Raw genomic sequence first — 25498 nt, forward strand, 5'->3', positions numbered from 1 at the left:
CACCCTTTCCCCCCCCCCCCCCCCCCCCCCCCTCCCCCCCCCCCCCCCCCCCCCCCCCCCCCCCCCCCGCCCCCCCGGCACAAGTCCGCAATCCAGAAGATGCCCCACCGGGCGACCGGGACCACGATGAGGCGGGGGCGGCGAACCGCCTGCGTTCCGGAGACCATGTCCGTCGGAGGTCCCGGCACGGGACCCGAGAAAGGAAGACACGTCCAGACCATGAGTGACATCCAGAAGCTCGTTCAGGAGGCCATCGACCAGCTCGTCGAGTCCGGAGCCGAGACGGGTCTTCAGGCCGCCGTCTACCGCGACGGCGTCCTCGTGGCCGACGCCGTCGCCGGCGTCGCCGACCCGGCCACCGGCCGCAGGCTCGACTCCGGCACCCCGATCTTCAGCACCTCCATGGGCAAGGGGGTCGCCGCCACCGTCGTGCACGTGCTCGTCGAGCGCGGGGTGTTCGGGTACGACACCCGCGTCGCCGAGCTGTGGCCCGAGTTCGCCGCCCACGGCAAGGACTCCGTGACGGTGCGCCACGTGCTGACCCACTCGGCCGGCGTGCCCGGCGTGCCGGAGGACCTCAAGCCCGCGGACCTGTCCGACTGGCAGAAGATGGTCTCCTTCATCGAGAACGCCGAGCCGTGGTGGGAGCCGGGCACCAAGACCGGCTACCACACCCTGACGTTCGGCTACATCGTCGGGGAGATCATCCGCCGCGCCACCGGCAAGCCCATCTCGCAGGTGCTGCGCGAGGAGGTCGCCGCCCCGCTCGGCGTCGCCGAGGAGCTGTACTTCGCCGTTCCCGAGTCCCGCCTCGACGCCGTGGCCAGGCTGGAGGACATGCCGGGCGCCGCGGAGATGGCGGCCTCGATGCCCGCGGACCTGCCCATGTTCAAGACGGCGCCGCTGTCCGTGGCGCCCTCGGCCGAGCTGTACAACGACCCCGCCTTCCTCACCGCCGACGTCCCGGCGGGCGGCACCATGACCGCGCGGGCGGTGGCGCGCATGTACGCCGCCCTGCTGGGCGAGGTGGACGGCGTCCGCCTGATCTCGCCCGAGCGGCTCCGGGAGGTCACCGCCCCCGCGGAGACCGGCCAGGACCAGATCTTCGGCTTCCCGGCCTCGCGGACGCTGGGCTACGACTTCGGCCAGCCGATCAAGCAGGCGGGCGAGACCCCGACCGCGTTCGGCTTCGCCGGCACCAACGGCGCCGCGGTGTCCGCGGACACCGCCACCGGCACCGTGGTCGCCGTGACGAAGACCCGGATCGCGATGGGCCAGTTCGCCGCCTACGAGAAGGTCGCGGAGATCGTCGCCTCGTCGACGCGCTGACGGCCGGGGGCCGCGCCGCCCGTCGGCCGTGAGGGACGGGCGGCGCGGCCTTCGCCGCGTGAAGGATCAAGGAGGACGCGGTGTCGGACAAGGCCGACATGAGCGCCAGGCTGTGGTCGCTCGCGCACCTGGGAACCCCGATGGCGATCCGGGTGGCCGCCACGCTGCGCATCGCCGACCGGGTGGCCGCCGAGCCCCGGAGCGCGCGGGAACTCGCCGAGCAGACCGGCGCGCACGCCGACGCGCTGGAGCGCGTGCTGCGGCACCTGGCCGCCAAGGGCGTGCTGTCCCGGGACGACGCCGGGCGGTACGCGCTGACCCCGCTGGGCGAGCCGCTGCGCACCGGCCACCCCGCCCACCTGCGGGACATGCTGGACATCGACGGCGCGGTCGGCCGCGCCGAGCTCAGCCTCGTCCGGCTCCTGCACAGCGTGCGCACGGGCGAGGCCGCCTACCCCGTGCAGTTCGGCCGCCCCTTCTGGGACGACCTGGCCGCGGACCCGGCGCTGGCCGCCTCCTTCGACGCGCGGATGGGGGCCGACGCCGTCGAGCGGGCCGGTGAGATCGTGTCGGCCTGCGACTGGGGGGCGCTGGGCCACGTCGTCGACGTCGGCGGCGGCGACGGCACGCTCATGATCGCGCTGCTGACCCGTTTCCCCGCCCTGCGGGGGACCGTCGTGGACCTGCCCGGCACCGCGGAGACCGCGCGCAAGGCGCTGGCCGAGGCCGGGCTCGCCGACCGGGGCGACGTCGTCCCCGGAAGCTTCTTCGAGCCGCTGCCGCGCGGACGCGGGGGATACCTGCTCTCGTCGGTCGTCCACGACTGGGACGACGAGGCGGCACGGACGATCCTGCGCCGCTGCGCGGAGGCGGCCGGCGACGACGGCTCGGTCTTCGTCATCGAGCGGATCGGCCCGGACGGCGAGTCGCCGCACACCGCCATGGACCTGCGGATGCTCGCCTACTACGGCGGGAAGGAACGCCGCGCCGCCGAACTGGCCGCGCTGGCGGCGGACGCCGGGCTCGAGGCGGTGGCGGTGCACCCGGCCGGGCGGCTGTCGGTGATCGAGTTCACCGCCGCGCGGCGTCCCGCGCCCCGGCGGGAGGAGGACGCCGGCCGTACCGGGCGGGACGGCGCGGCCGCGGCAGAAGGACAGGAAGGACAGGAAGGACGAGCCGGAAGGACCGGCACCGAGGCGGCGGTCGCGGCCGGATGACGGCCGGGCGGCGGTCGCGCGGAACGACACGAAGGGCAGGGCAGCCGATGGCGGAGCAGGACGTTATCCGGATCACCGGGGCGCGGGTGCACAACCTCAAGGACGTCTCCCTGACGATCCCGAAGAACAAGATCACCGTGTTCACGGGGGTGTCGGGCTCGGGCAAGTCGTCGCTCGTCTTCGACACCGTGGGCGTCGAGGCGCAACGCCAGCTCAACGCGACGTTCCCCTGGTTCATCCGCAACCAGCTGCCGAAGTACGAACGGCCGCAGGCCGACGCCGTCGAGAACCTCACCCCTCCGGTGATCGTCGACCAGAAGCCGGTGGGCGGCGACGCCCGCTCCACCGTGGGGACGATGACCGACGTCTACTCCATGGTCCGTGCCCTGTTCGCCCGGCACGAGGGACCCGACGGCCGGGTCTCGTCGTACTCCTTCAACGATCCCGCCGGCATGTGCCCGGAGTGCGAGGGCCTGGGCCGCACCGTCCAGGTCGACCTGGAGCTGTTCTTCGACCGCTCCAAGTCCCTCCAGGACGGGGCGATCCAGTACCCCGAGTACAAGGTGGGCAGCCCCGACTGGCAGATCTGGGTCAACTCCGGCCGCTTCGACCCGGACAAGCCGCTGAAGGACTTCACCGACAAGGAGTGGAACGACCTGCTCCACGGCACGGGCGGGCCCAAGATCAAGGTCAAGACGAAGAACGTCTCCTTCCAGACCGACTACGAGGGCGTCATCGACCGCTTCACCCGGCTCAACCTCAAGCGCGACCTGTCCGCGCTGAGCGCGAAGCGGCGGGAGACCGTCGAACGGTTCATGAACAGCGGCGTCTGCCCGGCCTGCGAGGGCGCCCGGCTGAACGCCGCCGCGCTCGCCACCCGGATCAACGGCCGCAACATCGCCGAGTGGTGCTCCATGCAGATCACCGACCTGCGCAAGGAGCTGACCGGGATCGACGACCCGGTGGCCGTCCCGATCGCCGCGGCCCTGGAGCGCATCGTCGCGATCGGGCTCGGCTACCTCAGCCTGGACCGTCCCACGCCCACGCTCTCCGGCGGGGAGGGGCAGCGGCTGAAGATGGTCCGGCACCTGGGCAGCGAGCTGACCGGCCTGACGTACATCTTCGACGAGCCGAGCGTCGGCCTGCACCCGCGCGACGTGGAGCGGCTCACCGAGCAGCTCCGCGCGCTGCGCGACCAGGGCAACACGGTGCTGGTCGTCGAGCACGACCCCGACGTGATCGCCGTCGCCGACCACGTCGTCGACGTCGGCCCGGGCGCGGGCGCCCACGGAGGTGAGATCGTCTTCTCCGGGGACCTGAAGGGCCTGCGCGGGTCCGGCACCGCCACCGGCCGCGCGCTGGGCGTCAAGGCCGAGATCAAGAAGGACGTCCGCACGCCGCGCGGAGAGCTGCGGATCGAGGGCGCCGACCTGCACAACCTGAAGAACGTGACCGTGACCATCCCCGCCGGGGTGCTGACGGCCGTCACCGGCGTGGCCGGGGCGGGCAAGAGCACCCTGATCGGCGAGGTGTTCCGCGCCTGCCGGCCGGAGGCGGTCTTCGTCGACCAGTCACCGATCGCCGCGTCCTCCCGGTCCACGCCCGCCACCTACCTCGGCATGATGGACCCGATCCGCAAGCTGTTCGCCAAGGCCGGCGGTGTTGACGCGGGACTGTTCAGCTTCAACTCCAAGGGCGCCTGCGAGGAGTGCCAGGGGCGCGGCGTCATCATCACCGAGCTGGCCTTCGCCGACCCGGTCACGGTCCACTGCGAGACCTGCCGGGGCCGGCGGTTCAAGGAGGAGGTGCTGGCCCACCGGCTGCGCGACGCCTCCATCGCCGACGTGCTGGAGATGCCGGCCGAGACGGCCGCGGAGTTCTTCACCGAGAAGGCCCTGCGCGCCAAGGCCCAGGCCCTCATCGACGTCGGCCTGGGATACCTCACCCTCGGGCAGCCGCTCAGCTCGCTGTCCGGAGGTGAGCTGCAGCGCATCAAGCTCGCCGACCGGCTCGGCCGCACCGGGGAGATCTACGTCCTCGACGAGCCCACCACCGGGCTGCACCTGTCCGACGTCGACACCCTCATGGCCCTGCTGGACCGCATCGTCGACGAGGGGAACACGGTCGTCGTCGTCGAGCACCACCTCGACGTCGTCCGGCAGGCCGACTGGGTGATCGACCTGGGTCCCGAGGGCGGCCACGACGGGGGACGGGTCGTCTTCACCGGCACCCCCGGCGACCTCGTCGAGTCCACGGACTCGATCACGGCCGAGTACCTCCGGCGCCACGTGCGGTCCCGGGGCTCCCGGTCCGCCACGTCCACGAAGTCCGCGGGCTGAGCCCCGGCGGGGGCCGGCCCGGCAGGGCCCGGCCCCCGCCTCGGATCACCCCCGGCGGGGGCCGATCAGGCGGCCCGGCCGGTACGAACCGGCCGGGCGGCCCGATGAGCCTCCGGCGGGTGCCGGGACGGCGGCACGACCCGGCCGCTCCCGCACCGGGACGTTCGAGGAAGGCCCGGTCCCCGAGGAGTTCGGGGAAGGGCGAGACGACCGAGGCAAAGGATGATGATGACCGAGCGGGCGGCGGCCTCCCCCGAGGAGGCGATGGCGGCGTTGCTGTCCCCGGACGGACGCCGCGACCCCTATCCCCGTTACGAGGCACTGCGCGCCCACGGGGACCTGGTGACCGTCAGACCCGGCCTGATGGCCGCGGTCGGTTACGCGGTGTGCGCGCGAGCCCTGCGGGAACCGTGGCTCCAGGTCCAGGACGCCGGGAGCTACGACCGGGACCTGCCGGGATGGCGCTCCCACTCCTCCCTGCGGGGATGGACCGGCTCCATGCTGTACACCAACCCGCCCGACCACACGCGGCTGCGGCGCCTGGTCAGCGGCGCGTTCACGTTCCGCCGGGTGACGGCGCTGCGGCCGGCGATCGAGCGCATGACCGGCCGGCTGCTCGACCGCGTGGCCGAGCTCGGCGCGGGCGGGGCCCCGGTGGACTTCATGCGGGAGTTCGCCTTCCGCCTGCCCGTTGGGGTGATCGGCGCCCTGCTCGGCGTCCCCGAGGACGACCAGGGCTGGTTCCGCGCCGCCGCGGCCGACGTGACGCTCGCGCTGGAGGGCACCACCGACCCGTCCGTGCTCGGTACGGCGGACAAGGCCATGGACGAGCTGTCGGCGTACTTCACCACGCTGATCGCCCACCGGCGCCGGCACCCGGCCGACGACCTCGTCAGCGACCTGGTGCGGGTGCACGACACCGACGGGAGCAGGCTCGGCGAGCACGAGCTGACGGCCAACCTCGTCCTGCTGCTGTCGGCCGGCTTCGACACCACCACCCACCTGCTGGGACACGGCCTGAAGCTGGCGCTGGAGCACCCGGACGCGGCCGCGAGGCTCGCCGCGGAGCCCGGATTCGCCGAGGGCTACGTGGAGGAGTGCCTGCGCTTCGAGCCGCCCGTCCAGGCCACCACCCGCTGGGCCGTCACCGACGCCGACCTGCTGGGGACGCGCGTCCCCGAGGGCACCAAGGTGGTGGTCATGCTGGCCGCAGGGAACCGGGACCCGCGTCGTTTCGACCGGCCGGACGTCTTCGACCCGGCGAGACCGGACAACCAGCCGCTGAGCTTCGGCGGCGGTGCCCACTTCTGCCTGGGGGCGGCCCTGGCCCGCCTGGAGGCGCGGATCGCGCTGCCCATGCTGCTGCGCCGCTTCCCGGCCGTCACCGCCGCCGGGCCCGCCGACTACCGCGACCGCTGGCTGGTACGGGGCCACGACACCTTCCCCGTCACCGTCGGGTGACGTCCACGAGCCGAGGGACCGCCACCGGACGGGACCGACCACGTGGGAGACGACCGGGTGAGAGCCGGCCGCCCGGGAACGACCGCGTGAGAGACGACCGCGCGGGAGAGACGACCCGGGAGACGATCGGGTGAGGAGCGACGGACCGGGCGGGGGACGCGAGGAGAACGAGAAACGGCCGGGGCGCCCGCGGGCGCCCCGGCCGTGACCCGTGCGGCCGGCGAAGCCATCAGAAGTTCCACCTGGTCGCGCCGTACGGTGCCGCGGTGCCCAGGGCGAACACCTTGTCCGGGACCACCTCGTACACGTACCACGGGGGCGGCCCCGCGCTCGGGGCGCTGTACTCGGCGTACAGGGCGCCGTCGCGGACGGACGGTTCCCAGCCCTGTGCCGCGTACGCCTCGGCGATCCCCTGCAGCCGGTCCTCCGCGGTCACCCGCTCCGCCTGCCCCTCCACGACGAGGTCGAACTCCTTCAGGGCGACCGTGACGGCGCAGCGCGGGTCGTGCGCGAGGTTCCTGCCCTTGCGGGTGCCCGGACCGGTGGTGAAGTGGAAGGCACCCTTCCACCAGAGCGCTCCCAGCGGCATGACGTGCGGCCTGCCGTCCGGGCAGACCGTCGTCAGCCAGCAGGTGTACCGGCCGGGACCGCCCGAGCCCGGTACCTGCGAGAAGCCGTCGTCGAGGCCCTCCAGCACCTGCTTCCAGGGGATCGGCGGCGCGCCGTACCCGTCGAGGTTCCGTTCGGCCACGGGTTCCCTCATGAGCATCCTTTCTCTCTGTCCTCTCCGTCACCTGGGGCGGGACGCCTCCCGACTCCTATCACGCCGCGATCTCGACGCGCGTGTGGTCGCCGATGACGAGGCGGTGGCGGATCTCGTCGCGGCGGGGCGCGATGACGGCGGCCCGGCCGATCAGGGAGTCCTGCAGCCGGTCGATCCCCGAGATGGAGGCCTCGTCCATGACGATGGAGCCCGACAGTCCGGTGCCGCGGAGCACGCAGCCGGCACCGAGGGAGACGTCCGGCCCGATCCGGCTGTCCTCGACCAGGGTGCCCGGGCCGACGATCACCGGGCCGACGATCCGCGACCGCACCACGCGGGCTCCCGGCGCCACCACCACCGGGCCCGACAGGCTGCTCAGGGGGTCGACCTCCCCGGCGATCTCGGTACGGAGCCCGCCCAGCAGGTGGCGGTTGCACTCCAGCACGTCCTCGATCCGCCCCGTGTCCTTCCAGTAGCCGCCGTACACGCTGGCCCTGACCGTGGCGCCGCGGTCGATCAGCAGCTGGATCGCGTCGGTGATCTCCAGCTCGCCGCGGGCGCCGGGAGTGACGGCCTCGGCCGCCGCGTGGACGGCCGGGGTGAAGAAGTAGACGCCGACGAGGGCCAGGTCGCTACGCGGGTGGCGGGGCTTCTCGACCAGGCGCCGCACGGTGCCGTCCGGCTCCACCTCCGCGACGCCGAACGCCCGGGGGTCGGCCACCCTCTGCACCACCACCTGCGCGGCCGGGCGTTCGGCCCGGAAGGACGCGGCGATGTCGGCGACCCCGTCGGGCAGCATGTTGTCGCCCAGGTACATCACGAAGTCGTCGTCGCCGAGGAACGGCCGGCCCAGCCTGACGCAGTGCGCCAGGCCCAGCGGCCGCTCCTGCCGGATGTAGGTCACGCGCAGTCCCAGGCGGGAGCCGTCGCCGATCGCCCGCTCGATCTCCGGCGACCACGTGCCCACCACGATGCCGACCTCCCTCACCCCCAGTCCCCGGATGTCGTCCAGGACGTGCTCCAGGACCGGACGGCCGGCGATGGGGATGAGCTGCTTCGGCATGGAGTAACTGAAGGGGCGAAGGCGCGTTCCCGACCCGCCCGACAGAACAAGGGCTTTCATGAGCGACTCCGAAGATTTCCTGAGAGCGGCGTGCGCGGACCGCCACGCGGGCCGGTCGTGCCGGCCCGCGTGCCCGGTTCTCAGCGCACGGACATCTCGCCGGCGCCCTCGGGGGCCCGCGCCGGCCCTGACGCGCCGGCGCCTTCCGGCCTCCCGGCCCGGTCGTCCCGCGGCCTTCCGGCACCGGTCTCCCCGGGCGTCCCGGCACCGGTCTGCGCGGTCTGCGCGGCCTCTCCGGCCGGGGAGGTGCCCGCCTCCTGCGGGCCGCCGGCCTGTGCCGCGCCGGTGGGCGGGACCCGCCGCAGGCCGGCCAGCGCGACGGCGGCCAGACCGAGGAAGACGACCGCCGTGACGACCGCGGTGACGTGCAGCCCGGAGGTGAAGGCATCCCGGGCGGAGGCGAGCAGCTCGCCACCGGCCTGCCCGGGGAAGCGCTGCGCGGCGAGCACCGCCCCGCTGATGCTCTCCCGGGCGGCCTGGGCCGCCCCGTCGGGCACCCCGGCGGGCACGGTGACGCCGGTGCGGTAGACCGCGGTGGCCACCAGGCCCAGGACGGCCACCCCCATCGCGGTGCCGAACTCGCTCCCGGTGGACTGCAGCGACCCGGCCGAGCCGGCGCGCTCCGGCGGCGCGGACGTCATGACCAGCAGGGGGCTCAGCACGGTGATCGGGCTGCCGCCGGCGTAGACCATGACCAGGCCGGTCATCAGGAGCGGCATGTCGCCGGAGGCGCCCACCCGGGTGAGCACGACCATCCCGGCCGCCGCGAGCACGGCTCCGGCGGCGATCAGGTACGCCGGGCGCACGACCCGCGCGACCGCGCCGGCCACGTTGCCCATCACGATCATGACCACCGCCGGGAGCACCATCCACAGCGCCACGCCCGAGGGCGAGTATCCCTGGACGAGCTGCAGGAACAGCGTCACCACCAGGCCGGTCCCGCCCATGACGAACGCGAACATCAGCGACAGCACCATGGTGCCGGAGAGCACGCGGATGCCGAACAGGCGCAGGTCGAGGAGCGGGTCGGCCAGCGTGCGCTGCCGCCGTACGAAGACCAGCGCGCAGGCCGCGCCCAGCAGGATCGCGGCGGCCGCCTGCGGGGCCGGGCCACCGCGGGCCAGCTCCTTGAGCCCGTAGATGAGCGGCAGCACCGCGCCCAGGGAGAGCAGCACGCTCGGCACGTCCAGCCGTCCCGCGTCCGGGTTGCGGGACTCGGGCACCAGGAACGGCGCGGTCAGCAGCAGCAGGCCCATGACGGGCACGGCCATCAGGAAGATCGATCCCCACCAGAAGGCGCCCAGCAGCAGGCCGCCGACCACGGGGCCGAGGATCACGCCCGCCATGATGGACGAGCCCCACACGGCCATGGCCGTGCCCATCTGCCGGGGGTCGGGGAACATGTCCCGGATCAGCGCGAGGACGGAGGGGGCCACCGTCGCCCCGGCCACGCCGAGCAGCGCCCGGGCGCCGATCAGCATCGGCGTCGAGGTCGCGTAGGCGGCCAGCAGCGAGGCGGCGACGAACATCGCGGCCCCGGCCAGCAGCACTTTGCGCCGGCCGATCCGGTCGCCCAGCGTGCCCATCGTGACCAGGAAACCGGCGATCATGAAGCCGTAGATGTCCGAGATCCAGAGCTGTTCGACCCCGCCCGCGCCCAGGTCGGCGCTCACGTGCGGCAGCGCCAGGAACATCACGGTGATGTCCACGGTGGTGAGCATGGTCGGCAGGCACATCACGGCCAGGCCCGCCCACTGGCGCCATCCGGCCCTCGCGGGAGTGCCGGAGGCAACGTCCGCTGTAGTCACGCACCTGTCCTCTCGTCGTCGGGGCACGTTCGCACCGGCCCGGTTCCGGGCCGACACCTGTCCCGCCCACGATCACAGGTCGCGCCGGTCCGGCACATCTTCCGGCGTGCGCTTCCCGCGGTACGGCCCGGCCGGCGGGAGCGCACGCCGGAAGATGCCCCGCGCGGGCGGCGGTGGGATCGTCCGTCGTGGCGGCAGCGGGCGGACCGTCCCGGACACCCGTACCGGACGATCGACCCGGGACGCCCGTACCGGACGATCCGCCCCGGACCGCGGGAACGCGGTCCCGGCCCGACCCACACCGGCCCGACCTCACATCACAGGGGAAGCCCCATGCGCGTCCTGTTCACCTCGTATCCGTCGCACGCCCACCTGTGGCCTGTCGTACCGTGCGCGTGGGCACTGCAGAGCGCGGGACACGAGGTCCGCGTCGCCACCCACGCCTCCTTCGCCGGCTCCGTCACCGCGGCCGGACTCACCCCGGTGCCGCTGGGGGACCCGGACGGCGTCGAGCCGCGCATCAGGCCCGACGCCAAGCCGCCGGAGCACCCCGACGAGGTGCTCCGCCACGCCGACGTGCTCGGCCTGACCGGCCAGGAGCGCGAGCACTGGATCGTCTTCCACCAGTGGCTGCTCTGCGCGATCTCCGACTACGTGCGGACCGACCTGCCGGAGGCCGGGGAACTGGTCGACTTCGCCCGCGCCTGGCGCCCCGACCTGGTGATCTGGGACCCGACGTTCGCCTCGGGCCCGGTGGCCGCGCGCGCCTGCGGAGCCGCGCACGCCCGTTTCCTGCTGGGCCCCGACTTCCCGGGCTGGAGCTTCGACCGGGTCGCGGAGAAACGCGACGCGCTGCGGGCGGCCGGCCTGCCGGAGAACCTCCAGGCCGACCTGCTCAGGCCACTGGCGGAGCGGTACGGGATGGAGGTCGACGACGAGCTGCTGTACGGGCAGTGGTCCATCGACCCGATGCCGCCCGGCATGAGGCTACCGACCAGCGCGGTCACGGTCCCGATGCGCTACGTGCCCTACAACGGCGCCGTCCCCTTCCCCGAGTGGCTCCGCGAGCGGCCCCGGGTGCCCAGGATCGCCCTGACGCTGGGGGAGTCGACCCGCAGGTTCATCAAGGGCGACTGGGGCCGCTCACCGATGATCATCGAGGCCGTGAAGGACCTGGACGTCGAGCTGGTCGCCACCCTCAACTCCCTGCAGCTCGAGGGCATCCGGGACCTCCCCGCCAACGTGCGCGCGATCGAGTGGGTCTCGCTGAACCAGCTGCTGCCGACCTGCTCGGCGGTCATCCACCACGGAGGCATCGGCACGTTCGGCGCGGCGTGCGCGTTCAAGGTCCCGCAGATCGTCTGCGACACCGAGGAGACCGTCCTGGTACGCCCCTCCGAGGTGGACCCGCGCACCATCGAGGACGGCACCTTCCGCAACGGCTTCGAGTTCGGCGTCAGCGAGGAGGTCGTCCAGACCGTCACGACCTGGGAGCTGCCGGCCAAGAAGCTGGAGGCGACCCCCACGTCGGAGTACGTGATCGGCCGCGGCGCCGGCACCCGGCTCAACCACCGGGCGCAGTCGGTCGACGAGATCCGCAAGATGATCGAGCAGGTGGTGAGCGACGTCTCCTACGCGCGCGGCGCGCAGGCCGTCCTCGACGACTGGCTCTCCCTGCCGAGCCCGGCCGCCGTCGTCCCCGTGCTGGAGCGGCTGACCGCGGAGCACCGGCGCGGATGAGCGTCCCGGCTGACCGCGGAGCACCGGCGCGGACGAGCGGCCCGGCGCCGACGACCATGGAGGACCGATGCGCACGCTGACCACCGGCACGCTCGCGGTGCCCGGCGCGACCCTCTACCACGAGGTCCGCGGGAGCGGCCCGCCCCTGCTGCTCGTCCCCACCGGCAACGGCGACGCCGGGCCCTACGAGCCGATGGCCGAGGCACTGGCGGACCGCTACACGGTCATCACCTACGACCGGCGCGGCTTCTCCCGCAGCCGGGCGGACGAGCCGGTGGACGACGCGCGCCGGGTGGACACCGACGCCGACGACGCCCACCGGCTGCTCGCCCACCTGGCCGACGGGCCCGCCCACGTGATGGGCGGCAGCTCCGGCGCCATCACCGCGCTCCACCTGCTCGTCCGTCACCCGGCCGCCGTCCGGACGCTGGTCGCCCACGAGCCGCCGCTGGCCTCCGTCCTGCCGGACGCCGAACGGTGGCTGCGCTTCTACGCCGACCTGTACGAGATCTACCGGCGCGACGGCGCCCAGACGGCGATGCGGTTCTTCCGCGACCGGGCCGGCATGGCCGAGCCCACGCGGCCCCCGCGGGAGTTCCAGCCGTCACCGGAGCGGCTGGAGGCGATGCTGGCCCGCATCCGCCGCAACCAGGTCTTCTGGTTCGAGCACGAGATCCTGCCGTACCCGGCGTTCGACCTCGACGTCGCGGCGCTGGAGACGGTCTCGGACCGGCTGGTGCTGGCCGGCGGGAGCGCCTCGCGCGAGCACTTCCCCTACCGGCCCAACACCGTGCTGGCCGAACGGCTCGGCCTGCCGGTCGTCGACTTCCCGGGCGGGCACGTCGGGTACGTGACGCACCCGATCGAGTTCGCCGACATGCTCACCGGCGTCCTCGGCGACCGATGAAGCCCCCGGGGACGCCCCGGTGAGATCGTGTCGAGGAAGAGGGCGAGTACCCTGCCTGCGACGCCTCGAACCACGTGACCGGAGGAGCCGATGCCGGGATGACGCCAGGACGGCCGCTGCCCACGCAGGACGACGTGCTCGGATACTTCGACACGCTGTCGAACTGGGGACGGTGGGGCGACGACGACGAGCTCGGCACCCTGAACCACATCACCGACCATGTCCGGCTGGCGGCGACGCGAGCCGTGCGCCACGGCAGGAGCGTGTCGTGCGCGTGGGAGGTCGCCGTACCGGAGGACATGGAGCGGTCGACGACGACGTGCCCGTGCGCCGCCGACATGCCCGGCGCCGAGAACATGCCGGCGCCCGGATTCCGCAACGACCGCCGCTGGGGCTTCTCGTCCGAGCGGCTCGGCATCACGTTCCACGGCAACACGCTCACCCACCTCGACTCGCCGTGCCACATCTTCTGGGACGGCACCATGTACAACGGGCGGCCGCACTCGCTGGTCGACGCCTCGACGGGATCGGCGTGGGCGTCCGTCACGGCGGCGGCGAACGGGATCGTCACGCGTGGTGTCCTGCTCGACATCGCGAAGGTCCGCGATGTGCCGTGGCTGGAACCGGGGCAGGGCGTGTTCCCCGACGATCTCGAAGCGGCCGAGCGTCGCCAGGGTGTGCGGGTGCGATCCGGCGACGCGGTGCTCCTGCGGACCGGCCACGGCCGCGCTCGGCACGAGACCGGTGAGACCGGCGGTTTCACCCAGGCCGGCTGGCACGCCTCCTGCCTGCCGTGGCTGCACGAACGGGAGGTCGCGCTGATCGGCGCCGACACCCCCCAGGACGTTCAGCCGTCGGGGTACGAGGATGTGCTGATGCCGGTTCACGCCGTGAGCCTCGTCGCCATGGGCCTGTGGATGCTCGACAACTGCGACCTGGAGGCGTGCGCGACGACGGCCGCCGAGCTCGGCCAGTGGGACTTCCACCTCGCGGTCGCACCGGTCCGCTTCGCCGGTACGTCCGGCAGCCCGGTCAACCCGATCGCCACATTCTGACCGCGGTTCACGAGGGGGTGCGACGCCATGAAGCCCGGCCCGCACCTGGAACGCGGTTGTCTGCGATTGCCTTTCGTGCCGGACAATGGTGAAAACCCTGGCTTCGGTCAGGGGGCGGCGGGCACGCCGGGTCAAGACCTGGAAGCAATGAGCTCCTGCGTGTCCGCGAGGACGGGCGGACGGCTTCACGCCGCCTTACGAGAGAGGGGAAGGATGGAGAACCGGAGGAGTTTCTCACCGAACCCTGCGGGTCTTTCCAGGCCATGGAGCTTCTCGGAGGAAGTGGTCATCGAGGCCGCCCTCATGAGCAAAGCCTGCGAAGACATCCCCCGTGGGCAGTACATTCTGCACATGTTTTCCTCCAGATCGGATCACCCCTACTCTTTGGGCTGTCTGGCTGCAGAGATGGGAGTCGCGGAGGCCGACGTCCGGGAGACCATGCGTCGCATCGACCAGTTCTGTGATGCCTTCGGCCGTGCACCTCTCATTAAAAAATCGGGCGAGGGTTACATAATGGACAGAGAAACGGCGAAAGTTTTCCTGGCGGCCTGGGAGTCCTGGTCCTGACCCCCTGGTCTTCTCGCCCTCCGGAAGTGTGTCCTCCCCTTGCCTTGCGTGGGAAGGAAAGGAAGGCCCGCTCGTCAGGCCGGACAAGCCGCTTCGCTTCTTCCATAGGTGCTCAGGTGGTTCCGGTCTCTAGCCTTGCGACGTCGCTCCGGTACGTGCCGTGGAAGGCATGCGGGGTGGTCCGAGAACTCCATCTCCTCAGCCTGTCCTGACCGAGGAGATGGAGGCGGGCGGTGTACGGCCGGTCGCTACTCGGCGGGAGTGGGCCAGGGCATGTCGGGTTCACTCGGCGCGCTGTAGTTCACGCCGGGTACGTCGAAGCCGTACAGGCGGCGCACCTTGGAGGTGAACCAGTCGATGTCGGCCAGGTCTCCGACGGTGCCCGGGGCGACGGCCTCCCACCGCTCGGTCACCTGCTCCTGGACGAGGGGATTCAGCTCCCACCGGTCCAAGCGGATGCGCCCGTGATCGTCGAGATCGAGTGCCTGGACGCCGGTGAGCAGATCCCACAGCTCGACGGACTGCTGAAGCGGAGACCGCACGGCCTCGCCGAGGACGCCGCGCAGGAGGCTGACGTACAGGGCGATTCTGGGGATCGCGGTGGACGCCTGAGTGACGGCGGCGCCGTTCACCGACGTCATGGCCCTCCCGCCGATCCCGGACAGGTCGCGGTTCAGCGTGAGCGCGGTCTCCTCCAAGTGGGCCTTGGCCGCGCCGATCGTACCGTCCCGGTAGATCGGCGCGGTCAGGTGCGAGCCGATGTAGGACAGGGCCACGGTGGTGAACCCCGGGCGCAGCAGGCCACGGTCGGTCAAGGCGTCGACCCAGAGGGCCCAGTCCTCGCCGCCCATGACCTTGATGGTGTCGGCCCGCTCGGTGTCACTGCCCGGCTCGACCCAGATCTCCTTCAACGCCGGTTCGTCTCCGCCGACGTCGAGGGTCTTGGTGCGGTACCCCGCTCCGAGCGGCTGGATGACCGACTGGTGGGTCCGTCCGGTGGCAGGGTCGGTACGGCGTGGCGCGGCGACGCTGTAGATCAGATGGTCGATGCCGCCGAACCGTTCGGCGAGCAGGTCGAGCACCTGGGCCTTGGTGTCGTCGGCGAAGGCGTCACCGTTGACGAACGACCAGTCACGACCGGCCTTGGCGGCGAGTTCGGCGGTCGCGATGGTGCGGTACCAGCCCGCGGTGGCCGTGCGCCGCTCGGTGGACGGGCGCTCGAAACACAGACCGACACCGTCGATGCCGTAGCGGCGGACCCCCGCGATTACGGTCGCCATTCCGTAGCCCGCGCTGGAGCCGACGACCAGGGCCACCGGGCGGCGCTCGCCCTCCTTGTCGGGGACCGCAGGGGTGACGCGATCCCACATGTCGCGGACGATCTTCTCGCATCCGGCGGGGTGAGAGTCGAACAGCAGGAACCCGCGCCCTCGGGGTTCGATGAGGCGTTCCGTCATCGTGTGCCTGTGCCCGTCTGGTGGGGCCCGCGGGCGGGTCGGGGCCCGCGAGGCGCTGAACGGTCATGATGAGGCCATCGACCGTGTGGGTCTGACCGGTGCCCTCATCCGGGGTGGTCACCTGGAACCGCCCTTCAAGCTCTCGAACGGTTCCGGCAGCGAGAGGCTATCGACGTCAGGTCGTTCCACGGGTTCGGATCCGGATCGGCGTGGTCACATGGCGCACGTGCGGCGACTCCGGTCGTCGTTGTCCGCGCGATGAGGTTCCTCGGGCATGGCGCTTCCCTGCCGCGCGGGTGTGTGGCAGGGACAGCGGTCAGGCCACGATCACATCGGCCCGCCCGCTGACCAGGGCCGTGTGCAGGCGGGTCGCCCAATCGTCCCCGTCCCGGTCTCGCTCTCCGCTCCCGGGATGGTCGCCGGTGCCGTTCGTGTGCGGTGCCCATCCGTCCGGCGCGTCCAGCAGGACCGGCAGCCCGGTCTCGGTCCGGATCCGGTCGGCCCATCCCAGCAGGTGCTCCCAGCGCGTGCCGACGGAGCACGGGCCGGAGTGAGGGATTGAGCGGAGGGCGGGACGCGAGCCGGCCGGGGCGCCGTGCAGGTGCAGGCCGACGACGCCCAGCGCGCGCAGTCGGCGGCACCCGTCGAGCAGCCGCTCGGCCCCGGCGGACCAGGCGTCCTCGTCCGGGCAGCGCAGGCCCGCGCACACGGCCGTGGCCGGGCCTGCCTCGTCCAGCAACGCGGTGACCGGCGCGGGGCCGGGGAGGCCCTGGTCCGGCAGGATCTCGACGAGCCTGACGCCACCGGCGCGTGCGACCCGGCCGACCGCGCCGGGGTGTGTCTCCGGGGCCACGACGACGCCGAGCACCACACCCGTCGTCCCTGCTGCTCTCGTCGCTCTCGCCACCGCGTCGCGGATCGTGTCCTCGATGTCCTCTATTTCCTCGATGTTCCGGGCCTTTTCCGCGCCAGCGGTGCTTCCAGTGCTCGCGATGCCCCCGGTGACCCTCGCCATCGTGTCGCGCAGGTCGGCGAGGACCAGTGAGACGCCGGTCGGGCGGGCAGGGGAGTGGCGAGGGTCCTCCGCGTCGTCCGGCAATCGCGCGGCCACGCGGGCGGGCAACCGGAGCGGCCCCAGCGTGACCGGGAGGCTCAGCGCGCCCGTGACCGGGGCCGCGCCTTCCACCGAGGCGACGTCCCGGACCCGGGCGATGCCCCGGACCTGCGCGACGTCCCGAACCTGGGCCGTGCCCTGGGCCTGCGCGACGTCCCGGACCTGCGCCATGCCCTGGACCGGGGCGACGTCCCGGCCCTGGGCGACGTCCCGGACCACGGAGACGTTCTCGGCCGGGGCGGTGTCCGGAACCGGAGGCGACCCCCCGTCCAGGGGCGAAGACACCTTCCCGTCCGGCCCGTCGCGACCCTCCGGGCCCGTCCCCGCGACTTCTGCGGCGCTCGCCAGCGCGGTGAACTCGGCCTCGGCCTCGGCGATCCGGTCGCCGTGCCGGCGGCTCAGCCCGGCATAGGTGATCGCCCCGGTACGGGTGATGAAGTGCATGCCGAACCGGTGCGGAGGCATGTGCATCCGGCGGCCGAACGTCTCCCACCAGCGCATGCTCCGTCCGGCCAGGGTCTGGGTCCGGGCGACCGGCCCCCGGCGGACGGCCTCGTAGGCGGCGAACGCCTCGCCCGGCCGCCCGGCCCGGTGCAGGGCGTCGGCGAGCGCGATGGCGTCCTCCATGGCCAGCTTGGTACCGGAGCCGACCGAGAAGTGCGCGGTGTGCGCGGCGTCGCCCAGCAGCACGGCGTTCCCGGCCGACCAGCGGGCGTTGCGCACCACCCGGAAGGCGTGCCACCTGCTGCCGTTGCCGATCAGCGGCCGGCCGCCGAGGTGCTCGGCGAACACCTCGGCCAGCATCCGCCGCGAGCGGTCGTCGGTCAGCCCCGCCTCCACCGGCGCGTCCATCCCGGCGTTGCGCCACGTCCGCTCGTCGGCCTCGACGATGAAGGTGCTCACGCCCTCGCCGTACGGGTAGGCGTGCGCGGCGAAGACGCCGTACTCGGTGGGCACGAACGGGAAGGTCACCGCGTCGAACGGCGCCTCGGTCCCGAACCAGACGTACCTGGCCGCGCCGGTCTCGACGGTGGTGCCGAACCGCCCGGCCCACCGGCCGCGGTTGGCCGACCCGGCGCCGTCCGCCAGGACGGTCACCCGTCCGGGCCCGCCGTCCGGGTCGAGCCGCAGCTCCCGGTGGAAACGCACCTCGGCCCCGGCCCGGACGGCCTGACGCTGCAGGATGCGCAGCAGGGTGTGCCGGGACACGGCGGTGAAGCCGTACCCGCCGTAGCGCAGGGAAGCGCCGGGCAGCCGCAGTTCCATGTCGGACCACGAGACGCCGGCCCGCAGGATCAGCTCGTGGGTCTCGGGGTCGGCCGCCCGGATCGAGGACATCGTGCGGCCGGAGAAGACCACGCCGAACCCGAAGGTGTCGTCGGGGCCGTTGCGCTCGTGGACCCGTACCGAGGACGACGGGTCGGCCAGCATCAGCAGCCGGGCCAGGAACAGCCCGCCGGGCCCGCCGCCCGCCACGTCGACGTGGAGCCGGCGCATCTCACCTCCCGCGTGCCGCGAGCAGGCCGAGCAGCCGCTTCTTGTCGGGCTTGCCGATCGGGGTGTGCGGCAGCTCGTCCAGCACCTCCAGCCGTTCGGGAATCTTGAACGCGGCCACGCCCCGGGCCGTCAGCGACCCCGCCACGTCGTCGAGCGTCAGCGTGTGACCGGGACGGACGCGGACGAACAGGCACACCCGCTCGCCGACCTCCGGGTCGGGCATCGCGACCGCGGCGGCCTCGGCCACCTCCGGCATCTCCTGGACCAGGGTCTCGATCTCACCGGCGGAGACCTTCTCGCCCGCCCGGTTGATCAGGTCCTTGACCCGGCCGCAGACCACCACGTTCCCCTCGGGCGTGATCCGCACCAGGTCACCGGTGCGGTACCAGCCGTCCGGGGTGAACGAGACGGCGTTCTGCGCGGGCACCCCGAAGTAGCCGCGCGGCGTGTACGGGCCGCGGGTGAGCAGCTCGCCCGGCTCGCCGGGCGGCACCGGGCGCCCGTCCGGCCCGACCACCAGCAGCTCGTCGTACGGGCTGACCGGCGAGCCCTGGGTGGTGTGGGCCACCTCGTCGGGCGCGTCGGCCGGGGTGTAGCAGATGAGGCCCTCGGCCATGCCGTACACCTGCTGCAGCCGGCAGCCCAGCGCCGGGCCGATCCGCGCGGCGACCTCCGGAGAGAGCACGGACCCGCCGACGTGGACGTGGCGCAGGCTGGACAGGTCGTGACCGCTGTCCCCGGCCGCCTCCACCCACTTGAGCACCACGGCCGGGACCGCGGAGGTGGCGGTGACGCCCTCGGCCTCGACGGCCGCGAACACCGCCTCCGGCCGGGGCGACGGCAGCAGGACGACGCGGCCCCCGGCGTGCAGCGCCCCCAGGACGCCGGGACTGGCCAGCGCGAAGTTGTGGGCGGCCGGGAGCACCGCCAGGTACACGGTGCCCGCGTCGAACCCGCACACCTCGGCGCAGCGCCGGAAGTTGTACTCGTAGTCGTTGTGCGTGCGGCCGATCACCTTGGGCACGCCCGTGGTGCCCCCCGACAGCAGGAACACCGCGACGTCACCGGGGTCGGGCGCCCGATCGTCCAGCCACCGGCGCCGGCGCTCGACGTCGCCGTCCGGCCGCATCAGGGCGCGCACGTCCACGCCGCCCGGCCGTACCTTCTCGCCCACGACCAGCACCCGCGCCGGTCCGGGCAGCGTGTCCGCCACCCGGTGGGCCAGCTCCTGGTGGTCGTAGCCGCGCCAGTCGTCCGGTACGACCAGGGCCTTGGCCCCGACGTGCGCGCCGATCGAGGCCAGCTCGTGCTCGCGGTGCGCCGGAAGCATCATCACCGGCACCACGCCCAGCCGCAGGCAGGCCAGGGTGACCACGACGAACTCCCACCGGTTGGGGAGCTGCAGCAGGACCGTGTCACCGGCGGCGAACCCGAGCCCGGCGAGCCCCTCGGCCAGGGCGTCGGAACGCAGCGCCAGGTCCCGGTAGGTCAGGCGGTGCTCTCCGTCGACCACCGCGACCCTCTCGCCCCGTGATTCCGCCCATTCCCACGGCAGGGAGCCCAGCGGGCGGTCGCGCCAGCATCCCGCCTCGCGGTAGGCGCGGGCCAGGTCGTCGGGCCAGGGCACGGCACCCTCGGGCCTCATCGTGTGCTCCTCTCACTGATCGGTGCGCTCCCGTCGACCCGTTCGGCCAGCAGGGAGGCGATCGCGTCGATGGTGGGCCGGTCCCAGAACAGCGTCGCGGGCAGCGGGATGCGGAAGCGCCGCTCCAGCCCCCGGCGGATCCGGGCCGTCATGACCGACTCCAGGCCCATCTCCACCAGGGGGCGGCGCGGGTCCAGCTCGGCCGCGGCGAGCTTGGTCTCCGCGGCCACCTGAAGGCGGATCTCCTCGGCGAGGACCTCGTGCAGCTCGGTCCCCTTCAGGCCGGCCCAGCGCGGGGCCCCGGCGTCGGTCCCGGGCTCCTCGCCGGGCGTCTCCGGTGACAGCTCCGCCAGCACCGGCGGCCTGCGTCCGCCACCGTCCACCGGGACGGTCCGCAGCACGGCCGCGTAGCCCAGGCCGTACCGCTCGGCCAGCTCCCAGGCGTCGAACGCCTCCGCGGCGGTGATGTCGCCCGTGCCGCACGCGGCCAGCTCGGCGTCGGTCACCTCCGAGGAGGTGGACATGCCCAGCCCGCGCCAGGACGTCCAGCCGAAGCAGGTCGTCGCGGCGTCCCCTGCGGCCCGGCGGCGCGCGGCGAGCGCGTCCAGGAACGCGTTGCCCGCCGCGTAGGCGCCCTGGCCGGGCAGGCCGAGCAGCTGCCCGCAGGAGGAGAACAGCACGAAGAAGTCCACGCTCCCCGGGGGGAACAGGGCGTCCAGCACCAGCGCGCCGTCCACCTTGGGCCTCAGCACCGCGCGGATCGACGCCTCGTCGAGCGCCCGGACCACGCGGTCGTCGACGAGGCCCGCGGCGTGCACGACCCCCCGGATCGGCGGCAGCCCGAGCGCGGCGGGGGAGAGCGCCTCGGCCGCGGCCCGCGCGTCGGACACGTCCAGCGCGACCGTGACCACGGTGACGCCGCGCCGCTCCAGGGCACGCACGGCCGCGATCCTCGCCCGGAGTCCGGGATCGGCCTGGTCGTCCCAGCGGTCGCGGGGCGGCAGGGCCGTACGGCCGGCGAGCACGATGCGGCGCGCGCCCCGGTCCGACAGCCACCGCGCGACCTCCAGCCCGAGGGCGCCCAGGCCGCCGGTGACCAGGTAGGTGCCGTCCGGACGGCAGGCCGCGGCGGGCCCGCCGGGCTCGCCGTCCGGCAGGCGCAGCCGGGGCACCGAGAGCCCGCCGTCGCGCACCGCGACGACGTCCTCACCGCGCACGCCGCGCAGGACCTCCACCAGGGCGTCCGGATCGCGCGGGGAGCGGCCGAGGTCGACGACCCCGCCCCACAGGTCGGGATGCTCGCCGCCGACGATCCGTCCGAGTCCCCACAGCGCGCTCTGCGCGAGCGCGCCGGGGTCACGGCCCTCGCGCACGCCCTCGGTGACGCACCACAGCCGGGCGGGACGGGCGCTCCCGGAGCCGGCCAGCCGCCGCGCGGTCCGGGCCAGCAGCCAGGCGGCGCGGGCCGCCGCGTCGCCCACCTCGTCCGCCCCCCGCGGGGCGGCGTCCGGCGGGACCACGACGACGGCGCGGGGACCGGTCAGCTCGCCCTCGCGCAGCTCCTCCGGCGCGGCGGTGACGCGGTACGGGACCCCCGAGCCGTCGAGGCGGGCGGCCAGCCGGTCGCGCAGGGCGCCGTCCGGACCCACCAGGATCACCTCCGCGAGCTCCCCGGCGGTCCCGGTCTCCCCGGTCTCCCCGGTCTCCCCGGGGGCCGCGGGACCGGTGTGCTCCACCGGCCGCCAGACGAGCTCGTGGACCAGCCTGCGGGGACCGGTGACGGTCCGGGCGTCGCCGTCGGGCAGGCCGTAGCGCAGGCCGGTGAGCCGGCCGGTCACGGTGCCGCCGAGATCGGTGATCTCCACGTCGACGGTGTCGTCACCGGTCACGCGGACGACGACGCGCGCCCGCGCCGGAGGTCGTTCCGCCAGGGTGACGCGCCGGATGCGCGCGGGCATGCGCAGGACCGGCGGTCCGGAGAACGCCACCGAGGCGGCCGACAGTACGGCGTCCAGCAGCGGTGCCCACGTGGCGGGCGGCGTACCGGAACCGGAACCGGAGCCCGCGCTCACGCCCGCGTCGGTACCGGGGCCGGAGCCCGCGCCCGCGTCGGAACCGGAGCCCGCGCACGTGTCGGTGTCGGTGTCGGTGTCGGTGCGGACCGTGAACACCAGGCCGTCGTCGCCGCGCCGGAGTCGTTCGACCGCCCAGGGGAAGCCCATCTCGGCCACCTCCAGGGAGGCGAGCCGGTCGATCACGTGGCCGGGCGGCAGCTCCTCGTCGGCCGTCACGTCCAGGACGGGACCGTCCGGCAGCGCGGAGCGGGGTTCCACGACCGCGGTGGTGTGCGTCACCCAGCCGGCGTCGTCGTCGGCGCCGTCCACGATCCGGGAGGAGAGCCGGACGACGCCGTCCTGCAGGACGACCTGGAGGTCGCGCGGGTCGGTGAGGCTGACCGGCACCCGCAGGGCCACGTCGGCCAGGTCCGGCCGGGACCCCGCGGACGAGGCGGCGGTCAGGAACGTGTTCAGCAGCACGGCCGCGGGGACGATCTCCACCCCGCGCACCGGGTGCCGCCCGGGGTAGGGGCGGGACTCGCGGTCCAGGCGGGTCAGCCACGCCCACGCCGGGGTCGTGCCGTTCAGGCGGTTCCTGCCACCGAGCAGCGTGTGGCTCGACGGGTCGTGCCGCCCGAGCGTCTCGGCGCGGCCGGTCGGCTCCTCCGCCCAGTGGGGCCTGCGCTGCCAGGCCGGTCCCGGCAGGTCGGTGAGCGCGCCGTCCGGCCAGGCGCGCGACCAGTCGACGTCCGCGCCGTGGCAGTACAGCAGGCCCAGGTTGGTCAGCAGGGTCTCCAGCTCGGGCCTGCCGCGGCGCAGGGAGTGGGTCACGTAGGCGTCGTCGACGCCCAGCTCGTCGAGCGTCTCGCCGATCGAGTGCTCCACGACCGGGTGCGGGGAGACCTCGACGAACAGGCGGTACCCGTCCTCGACGGCGGCCGTCACCGCCCGGGCGAACCGTACCTGCCCGCGCAGGTTGGCCGCCCAGTAGGCGCCGTCGCGGGGCGCGGCCGAGCGCGGGTCCTCCAGCGCCGTGCTGTACAGGCGGACCGACGGCGGGCAGGGCGGCAGGTCCGCGGCGGCCTCGGCCAGCGGGGTGAGCAGCGGATCCATGTGCGGGCTGTGGAAGGCCACGTCGGAGTCGACGCGGCGTACGGCCAGCCCCTCGGCGCCCCACCGGGCGGCGAGCTCCTCGACGGTCCCGATGTCGCCGGAGACCACCGCCGAGCCCGTCGAGGCGGCCACGGCCACGGCCAGGTCGCGCCGGTCGCCGATGCGGGCCTCGGCCTTCTCGGGCGGCAGGTTCACCAGGGCCATGGCGCCGCGGCCCGCCACCCGGCGCAGCAGCAGCGAGCGCCGGCACACCAGCCTCGCGCCCTGCTCCAGGGTGAGCACCCCGGCGGTGACGGCCGCCGCGATCTCGCCGACCGAGTGGCCGATCACCGCGTCCGGACGCACCCCGCGGGCCCGCCAGACCGCGCCGAGCGCCACCTGCATCGCGAAGATCATCGGCTGAATGACGTGGACCGGCTGCGGGGCGTCGTCGGCGATCACCGCGCGGGGCGACAGGCCCATCTCCTCGGCGAAGATCGGTTCCAGGCGGTCGATCACCCCCGCGAACACCGGATCCTCGGACAGCAGCTCGCGGCCCATCCCGGTCCACTGGGAACCGTGCCCGGAGAACACCCAGACCAGCCCGTGCCCGGCGCCCGGCAGCACGGTCCCGGTCGCCGGTCCCGTGCCCTGCCCGGCCAGCTCCCGCAGCCGCGCGACCAGCTGTGCCCGGTCGGCGGCGACCACGGCGGCCCGGTGCGGCAGGTGCGTGCGCCGGCGCGCCAGGGTGTGTCCCACGTCGGCCGTGCCCGGCCTCACGCCGGTGGTGCCCGGCCCGCTGCCGGTCGTGCCCGGCTTCGCGTCGGTCGTGCCCGGCTTCGCGTCGGTCGTGCCGGCCTCCACGCCGGTCGTGCCCGGCCCGTCCTCGCGGGAGAGCAGGTCGGCGAGCCGGCCCGCGTACTCGGCGACGGCCGCGCGGCTCGCCCCGGACAGCGGGTACAGCGCCGGGCCGGCGTCCCGGCCCGTCTCCCGCAGGGGCGCGTCCCCCTCCTCCAGGACGACGTGCGCGAGCGTGCCGCCGTAGCCGTACCCGGAGACACCGGCGCGGCGCGGCCCCGCAGTGTCCGGCCAGGGGGTCGGCTCGGTCACCACCCGCAGCCCCGAGGTCTCCCACGGGACGGCCGGGTTGGGCGTGGTCACGTTCAGGCTCGGCGGGATCTCCCCGTGCCGGAGCGCCAGCACCGTCTTGATCACACCGGCCACGCCGGCACCGGCCTCCAGGTGACCGACGTTCGGTTTCACCGACCCGATCAGGCAGGGACGCTCCCGAGGCCGGTCGCGGCCGACGACCTCGGCCAGCGCGCCGGCCTCCAGCGGGTCGCCGACCCGCGTGCCGGTGCCGTGCGCCTCCACGTAGTCGACCGTGGCCGGGTCCACGCCGGCGGCCTCGTAGGCCCGGCGCATCAGGTGGGCCTGCGCCCGGCCGCTGGGCGCCATGATGCCGTTGGTACGGCCGTCCTGGTGCACGGCGCTGCCGCGGATCACCGCGAGCACCCGGTCACCGTCACGCCGGGCGTCGGCCAGCCGCTTCAGCACGACGACGCCCCCGCCCTCGCCACGGCCGTAGCCGTCCGCGGACGCGTCGAAGGACTTGCTGCGCCCGTCGGGCGCGGTGGCACCGGCCGCGTCCAGCACCAGCGAGAGCCCGGGGGCCGCCATCACCATCACCCCGCCGGCCAGCGCCACCGGGCATTCCCCGGCGCGCAGCGCCTGCGCGGCCAGGTGCAGGGCGACCAGCGACGACGAGCAGGCGGTGTCCACCGCCACGCTCGGGCCGCGCAGGTCGAGCGTGTAGGAGACGCGGTTGGCGACCCCGCAGTAGGCGCCGCCGATGCCGGTCCACGCCTCGACGCGGGGCAGGTCCTCCAGCAGCCTGCGGCCGTAGTCGTCCGCACCGACCCCCATGAACACCCCGGCGTCGGTCCCGGCGAGGTCGCGCGGCGGGATGCCCGCGTGCTCCAGCGCCTCCCAGGCCAGCTCCAGCACGATCCGCTGCTGCGGATCCATGAGCGCGGCCTCGCGCGGGGTGATGTCGAAGAACTCGGCGTCGAACCCGCGCACGTCGTCGAGGAAGGAGCCGCGCCGTGTCACGTCCCGGACGGCTGCGGCGTACTCGTGGCCCTGGGAGGCGTACCACTCCCAGCGGTCGGGGGGCACCTCCCCGGCGGTGTCGCGGCCCTCGCGCAACAGGTCCCAGAACGCCTCCGGCGAGTCGACGCCTCCGGCGAATCTGCAGGCCATCCCGATGATGGCGAGGGGTTCGGGGGATTCGGGGGGTTCGGGGGAGTTCATCGGCCCTCCTTCGT

General features: G+C 73.9%; 15 protein-coding genes. 8 read left to right on the forward strand and 7 right to left on the reverse strand.

Annotation, left to right across the window (positions count from 1 at the left end):
- The first annotated feature begins 219 nt into the window (after positions 1–219).
- The 4 genes from ACZ6RT_RS03385 to ACZ6RT_RS03400 all read left to right on the forward strand — a co-directional run bounded on the left by ACZ6RT_RS03385 (position 220) and on the right by ACZ6RT_RS03400 (position 6346).
- Positions 220–1329 (forward strand): serine hydrolase domain-containing protein, encoded by a 1110-nt coding sequence (locus ACZ6RT_RS03385; RefSeq protein ID WP_399188861.1) that lies wholly within the window; start codon positions 220–222, stop codon positions 1327–1329.
- 80 nt (positions 1330–1409) lie between these two features.
- A complete protein-coding gene (locus ACZ6RT_RS03390) occupies positions 1410–2546 on the forward strand; it encodes a methyltransferase (protein ID WP_470152101.1) in 1137 nt (378 codons plus the stop codon).
- Positions 2547–2593: 47 nt separating this feature from the next.
- Positions 2594–4885 (forward strand): ATP-binding cassette domain-containing protein, encoded by a 2292-nt coding sequence (locus tag ACZ6RT_RS03395; protein ID WP_399188865.1) that lies wholly within the window; start codon positions 2594–2596, stop codon positions 4883–4885.
- 228 nt (positions 4886–5113) lie between these two features.
- The gene (locus ACZ6RT_RS03400; protein ID WP_470152102.1) at positions 5114–6346 is read left to right on the forward strand and encodes a cytochrome P450; all 1233 of its coding nucleotides are present in this window, start codon (positions 5114–5116) and stop codon (positions 6344–6346) included.
- A gap of 229 nt (positions 6347–6575) precedes the next feature.
- Here the strand turns inward: ACZ6RT_RS03400 and ACZ6RT_RS03405 are convergent, their stop codons facing one another.
- The 3 genes from ACZ6RT_RS03405 to ACZ6RT_RS03415 form a co-directional block, all read right to left on the reverse strand.
- Positions 6576–7109: a pyridoxamine 5'-phosphate oxidase family protein gene (locus ACZ6RT_RS03405; RefSeq protein WP_470152103.1), complete on the reverse strand. Its 534-nt coding sequence runs from the start codon at positions 7107–7109 to the stop codon at positions 6576–6578.
- A gap of 58 nt (positions 7110–7167) precedes the next feature.
- Positions 7168–8232 carry a glucose-1-phosphate thymidylyltransferase gene (locus tag ACZ6RT_RS03410; RefSeq protein ID WP_470152104.1) on the reverse strand — a complete coding sequence of 355 codons (1065 nt, stop codon included), beginning with the start codon at positions 8230–8232 and terminating at the stop codon, positions 7168–7170.
- An 80-nt stretch (positions 8233–8312) separates the two neighbouring features.
- The gene (locus ACZ6RT_RS03415; RefSeq protein WP_470152105.1) at positions 8313–10040 is read right to left on the reverse strand and encodes an MFS transporter; all 1728 of its coding nucleotides are present in this window, start codon (positions 10038–10040) and stop codon (positions 8313–8315) included.
- 333 nt (positions 10041–10373) lie between these two features.
- Between ACZ6RT_RS03415 and ACZ6RT_RS03420 the strand changes: the two genes are divergently transcribed.
- The 4 genes from ACZ6RT_RS03420 (at position 10374) to ACZ6RT_RS03435 (ending at position 14309) form a co-directional block, all read left to right on the forward strand.
- Positions 10374–11780, forward strand: coding sequence for a nucleotide disphospho-sugar-binding domain-containing protein (locus ACZ6RT_RS03420; RefSeq protein WP_470152106.1), 1407 nt, complete (start codon positions 10374–10376; stop codon positions 11778–11780).
- A 67-nt stretch (positions 11781–11847) separates the two neighbouring features.
- Positions 11848–12687 (forward strand): alpha/beta fold hydrolase, encoded by an 840-nt coding sequence (locus ACZ6RT_RS03425; protein ID WP_470152107.1) that lies wholly within the window; start codon positions 11848–11850, stop codon positions 12685–12687.
- Positions 12688–12785: 98 nt separating this feature from the next.
- The gene (locus ACZ6RT_RS03430; RefSeq protein ID WP_470152108.1) at positions 12786–13742 is read left to right on the forward strand and encodes a cyclase family protein; all 957 of its coding nucleotides are present in this window, start codon (positions 12786–12788) and stop codon (positions 13740–13742) included.
- Positions 13743–13901: 159 nt separating this feature from the next.
- Positions 13902–14309: a hypothetical protein gene (locus tag ACZ6RT_RS03435; protein WP_470152109.1), complete on the forward strand. Its 408-nt coding sequence runs from the start codon at positions 13902–13904 to the stop codon at positions 14307–14309.
- Positions 14310–14557: 248 nt separating this feature from the next.
- Here ACZ6RT_RS03435 and fabV read toward each other — a convergent pair whose 3' ends face one another.
- The 4 genes from fabV to ACZ6RT_RS03455 form a co-directional block, all read right to left on the reverse strand.
- Complete coding sequence (fabV, locus tag ACZ6RT_RS03440) at positions 14558–15766, reverse strand: enoyl-[acyl-carrier-protein] reductase FabV (RefSeq protein ID WP_470152110.1); 1209 nt, start codon at positions 15764–15766, stop codon at positions 14558–14560.
- A gap of 316 nt (positions 15767–16082) precedes the next feature.
- The gene (locus ACZ6RT_RS03445; protein ID WP_470152111.1) at positions 16083–18377 is read right to left on the reverse strand and encodes an FAD-dependent monooxygenase; all 2295 of its coding nucleotides are present in this window, start codon (positions 18375–18377) and stop codon (positions 16083–16085) included.
- Between the two features lies 1 nt (position 18378).
- Entirely contained in the window at positions 18379–20022 is a 1644-nt protein-coding gene (locus ACZ6RT_RS03450; protein WP_399188888.1) for a (2,3-dihydroxybenzoyl)adenylate synthase, read from the reverse strand.
- Complete coding sequence (locus ACZ6RT_RS03455; protein ID WP_470152112.1) at positions 20019–25484, reverse strand: type I polyketide synthase; 5466 nt, start codon at positions 25482–25484, stop codon at positions 20019–20021. The genes ACZ6RT_RS03450 and ACZ6RT_RS03455 overlap by 4 nt, the downstream gene beginning before the upstream one ends.
- Positions 25485–25498 lie beyond the last annotated feature (14 nt).

The organism is Streptosporangium sp. NPDC050148 (genome assembly GCF_055586505.1).

Coding starts and splice junctions, on each gene's coding strand:
- ACZ6RT_RS03385 (WP_399188861.1), top strand. CDS start 220: ATGAGTGACATCCAGAAGCTCGTTCAGGAGGCCATCGACCAGCTCGTC.
- ACZ6RT_RS03395 (WP_399188865.1), top strand. CDS start 2,594: ATGGCGGAGCAGGACGTTATCCGGATCACCGGGGCGCGGGTGCACAAC.
- ACZ6RT_RS03400 (WP_470152102.1), top strand. CDS start 5,114: ATGACCGAGCGGGCGGCGGCCTCCCCCGAGGAGGCGATGGCGGCGTTG.
- ACZ6RT_RS03405 (WP_470152103.1), bottom strand. CDS start 7,109: ATGAGGGAACCCGTGGCCGAACGGAACCTCGACGGGTACGGCGCGCCG.
- ACZ6RT_RS03410 (WP_470152104.1), bottom strand. CDS start 8,232: ATGAAAGCCCTTGTTCTGTCGGGCGGGTCGGGAACGCGCCTTCGCCCC.
- ACZ6RT_RS03420 (WP_470152106.1), top strand. CDS start 10,374: ATGCGCGTCCTGTTCACCTCGTATCCGTCGCACGCCCACCTGTGGCCT.
- ACZ6RT_RS03425 (WP_470152107.1), top strand. CDS start 11,848: ATGCGCACGCTGACCACCGGCACGCTCGCGGTGCCCGGCGCGACCCTC.
- ACZ6RT_RS03430 (WP_470152108.1), top strand. CDS start 12,786: ATGACGCCAGGACGGCCGCTGCCCACGCAGGACGACGTGCTCGGATAC.
- fabV (WP_470152110.1), bottom strand. CDS start 15,766: ATGACGGAACGCCTCATCGAACCCCGAGGGCGCGGGTTCCTGCTGTTC.
- ACZ6RT_RS03445 (WP_470152111.1), bottom strand. CDS start 18,377: ATGCGCCGGCTCCACGTCGACGTGGCGGGCGGCGGGCCCGGCGGGCTG.
- ACZ6RT_RS03450 (WP_399188888.1), bottom strand. CDS start 20,022: ATGAGGCCCGAGGGTGCCGTGCCCTGGCCCGACGACCTGGCCCGCGCC.
- ACZ6RT_RS03455 (WP_470152112.1), bottom strand. CDS start 25,484: ATGAACTCCCCCGAACCCCCCGAATCCCCCGAACCCCTCGCCATCATC.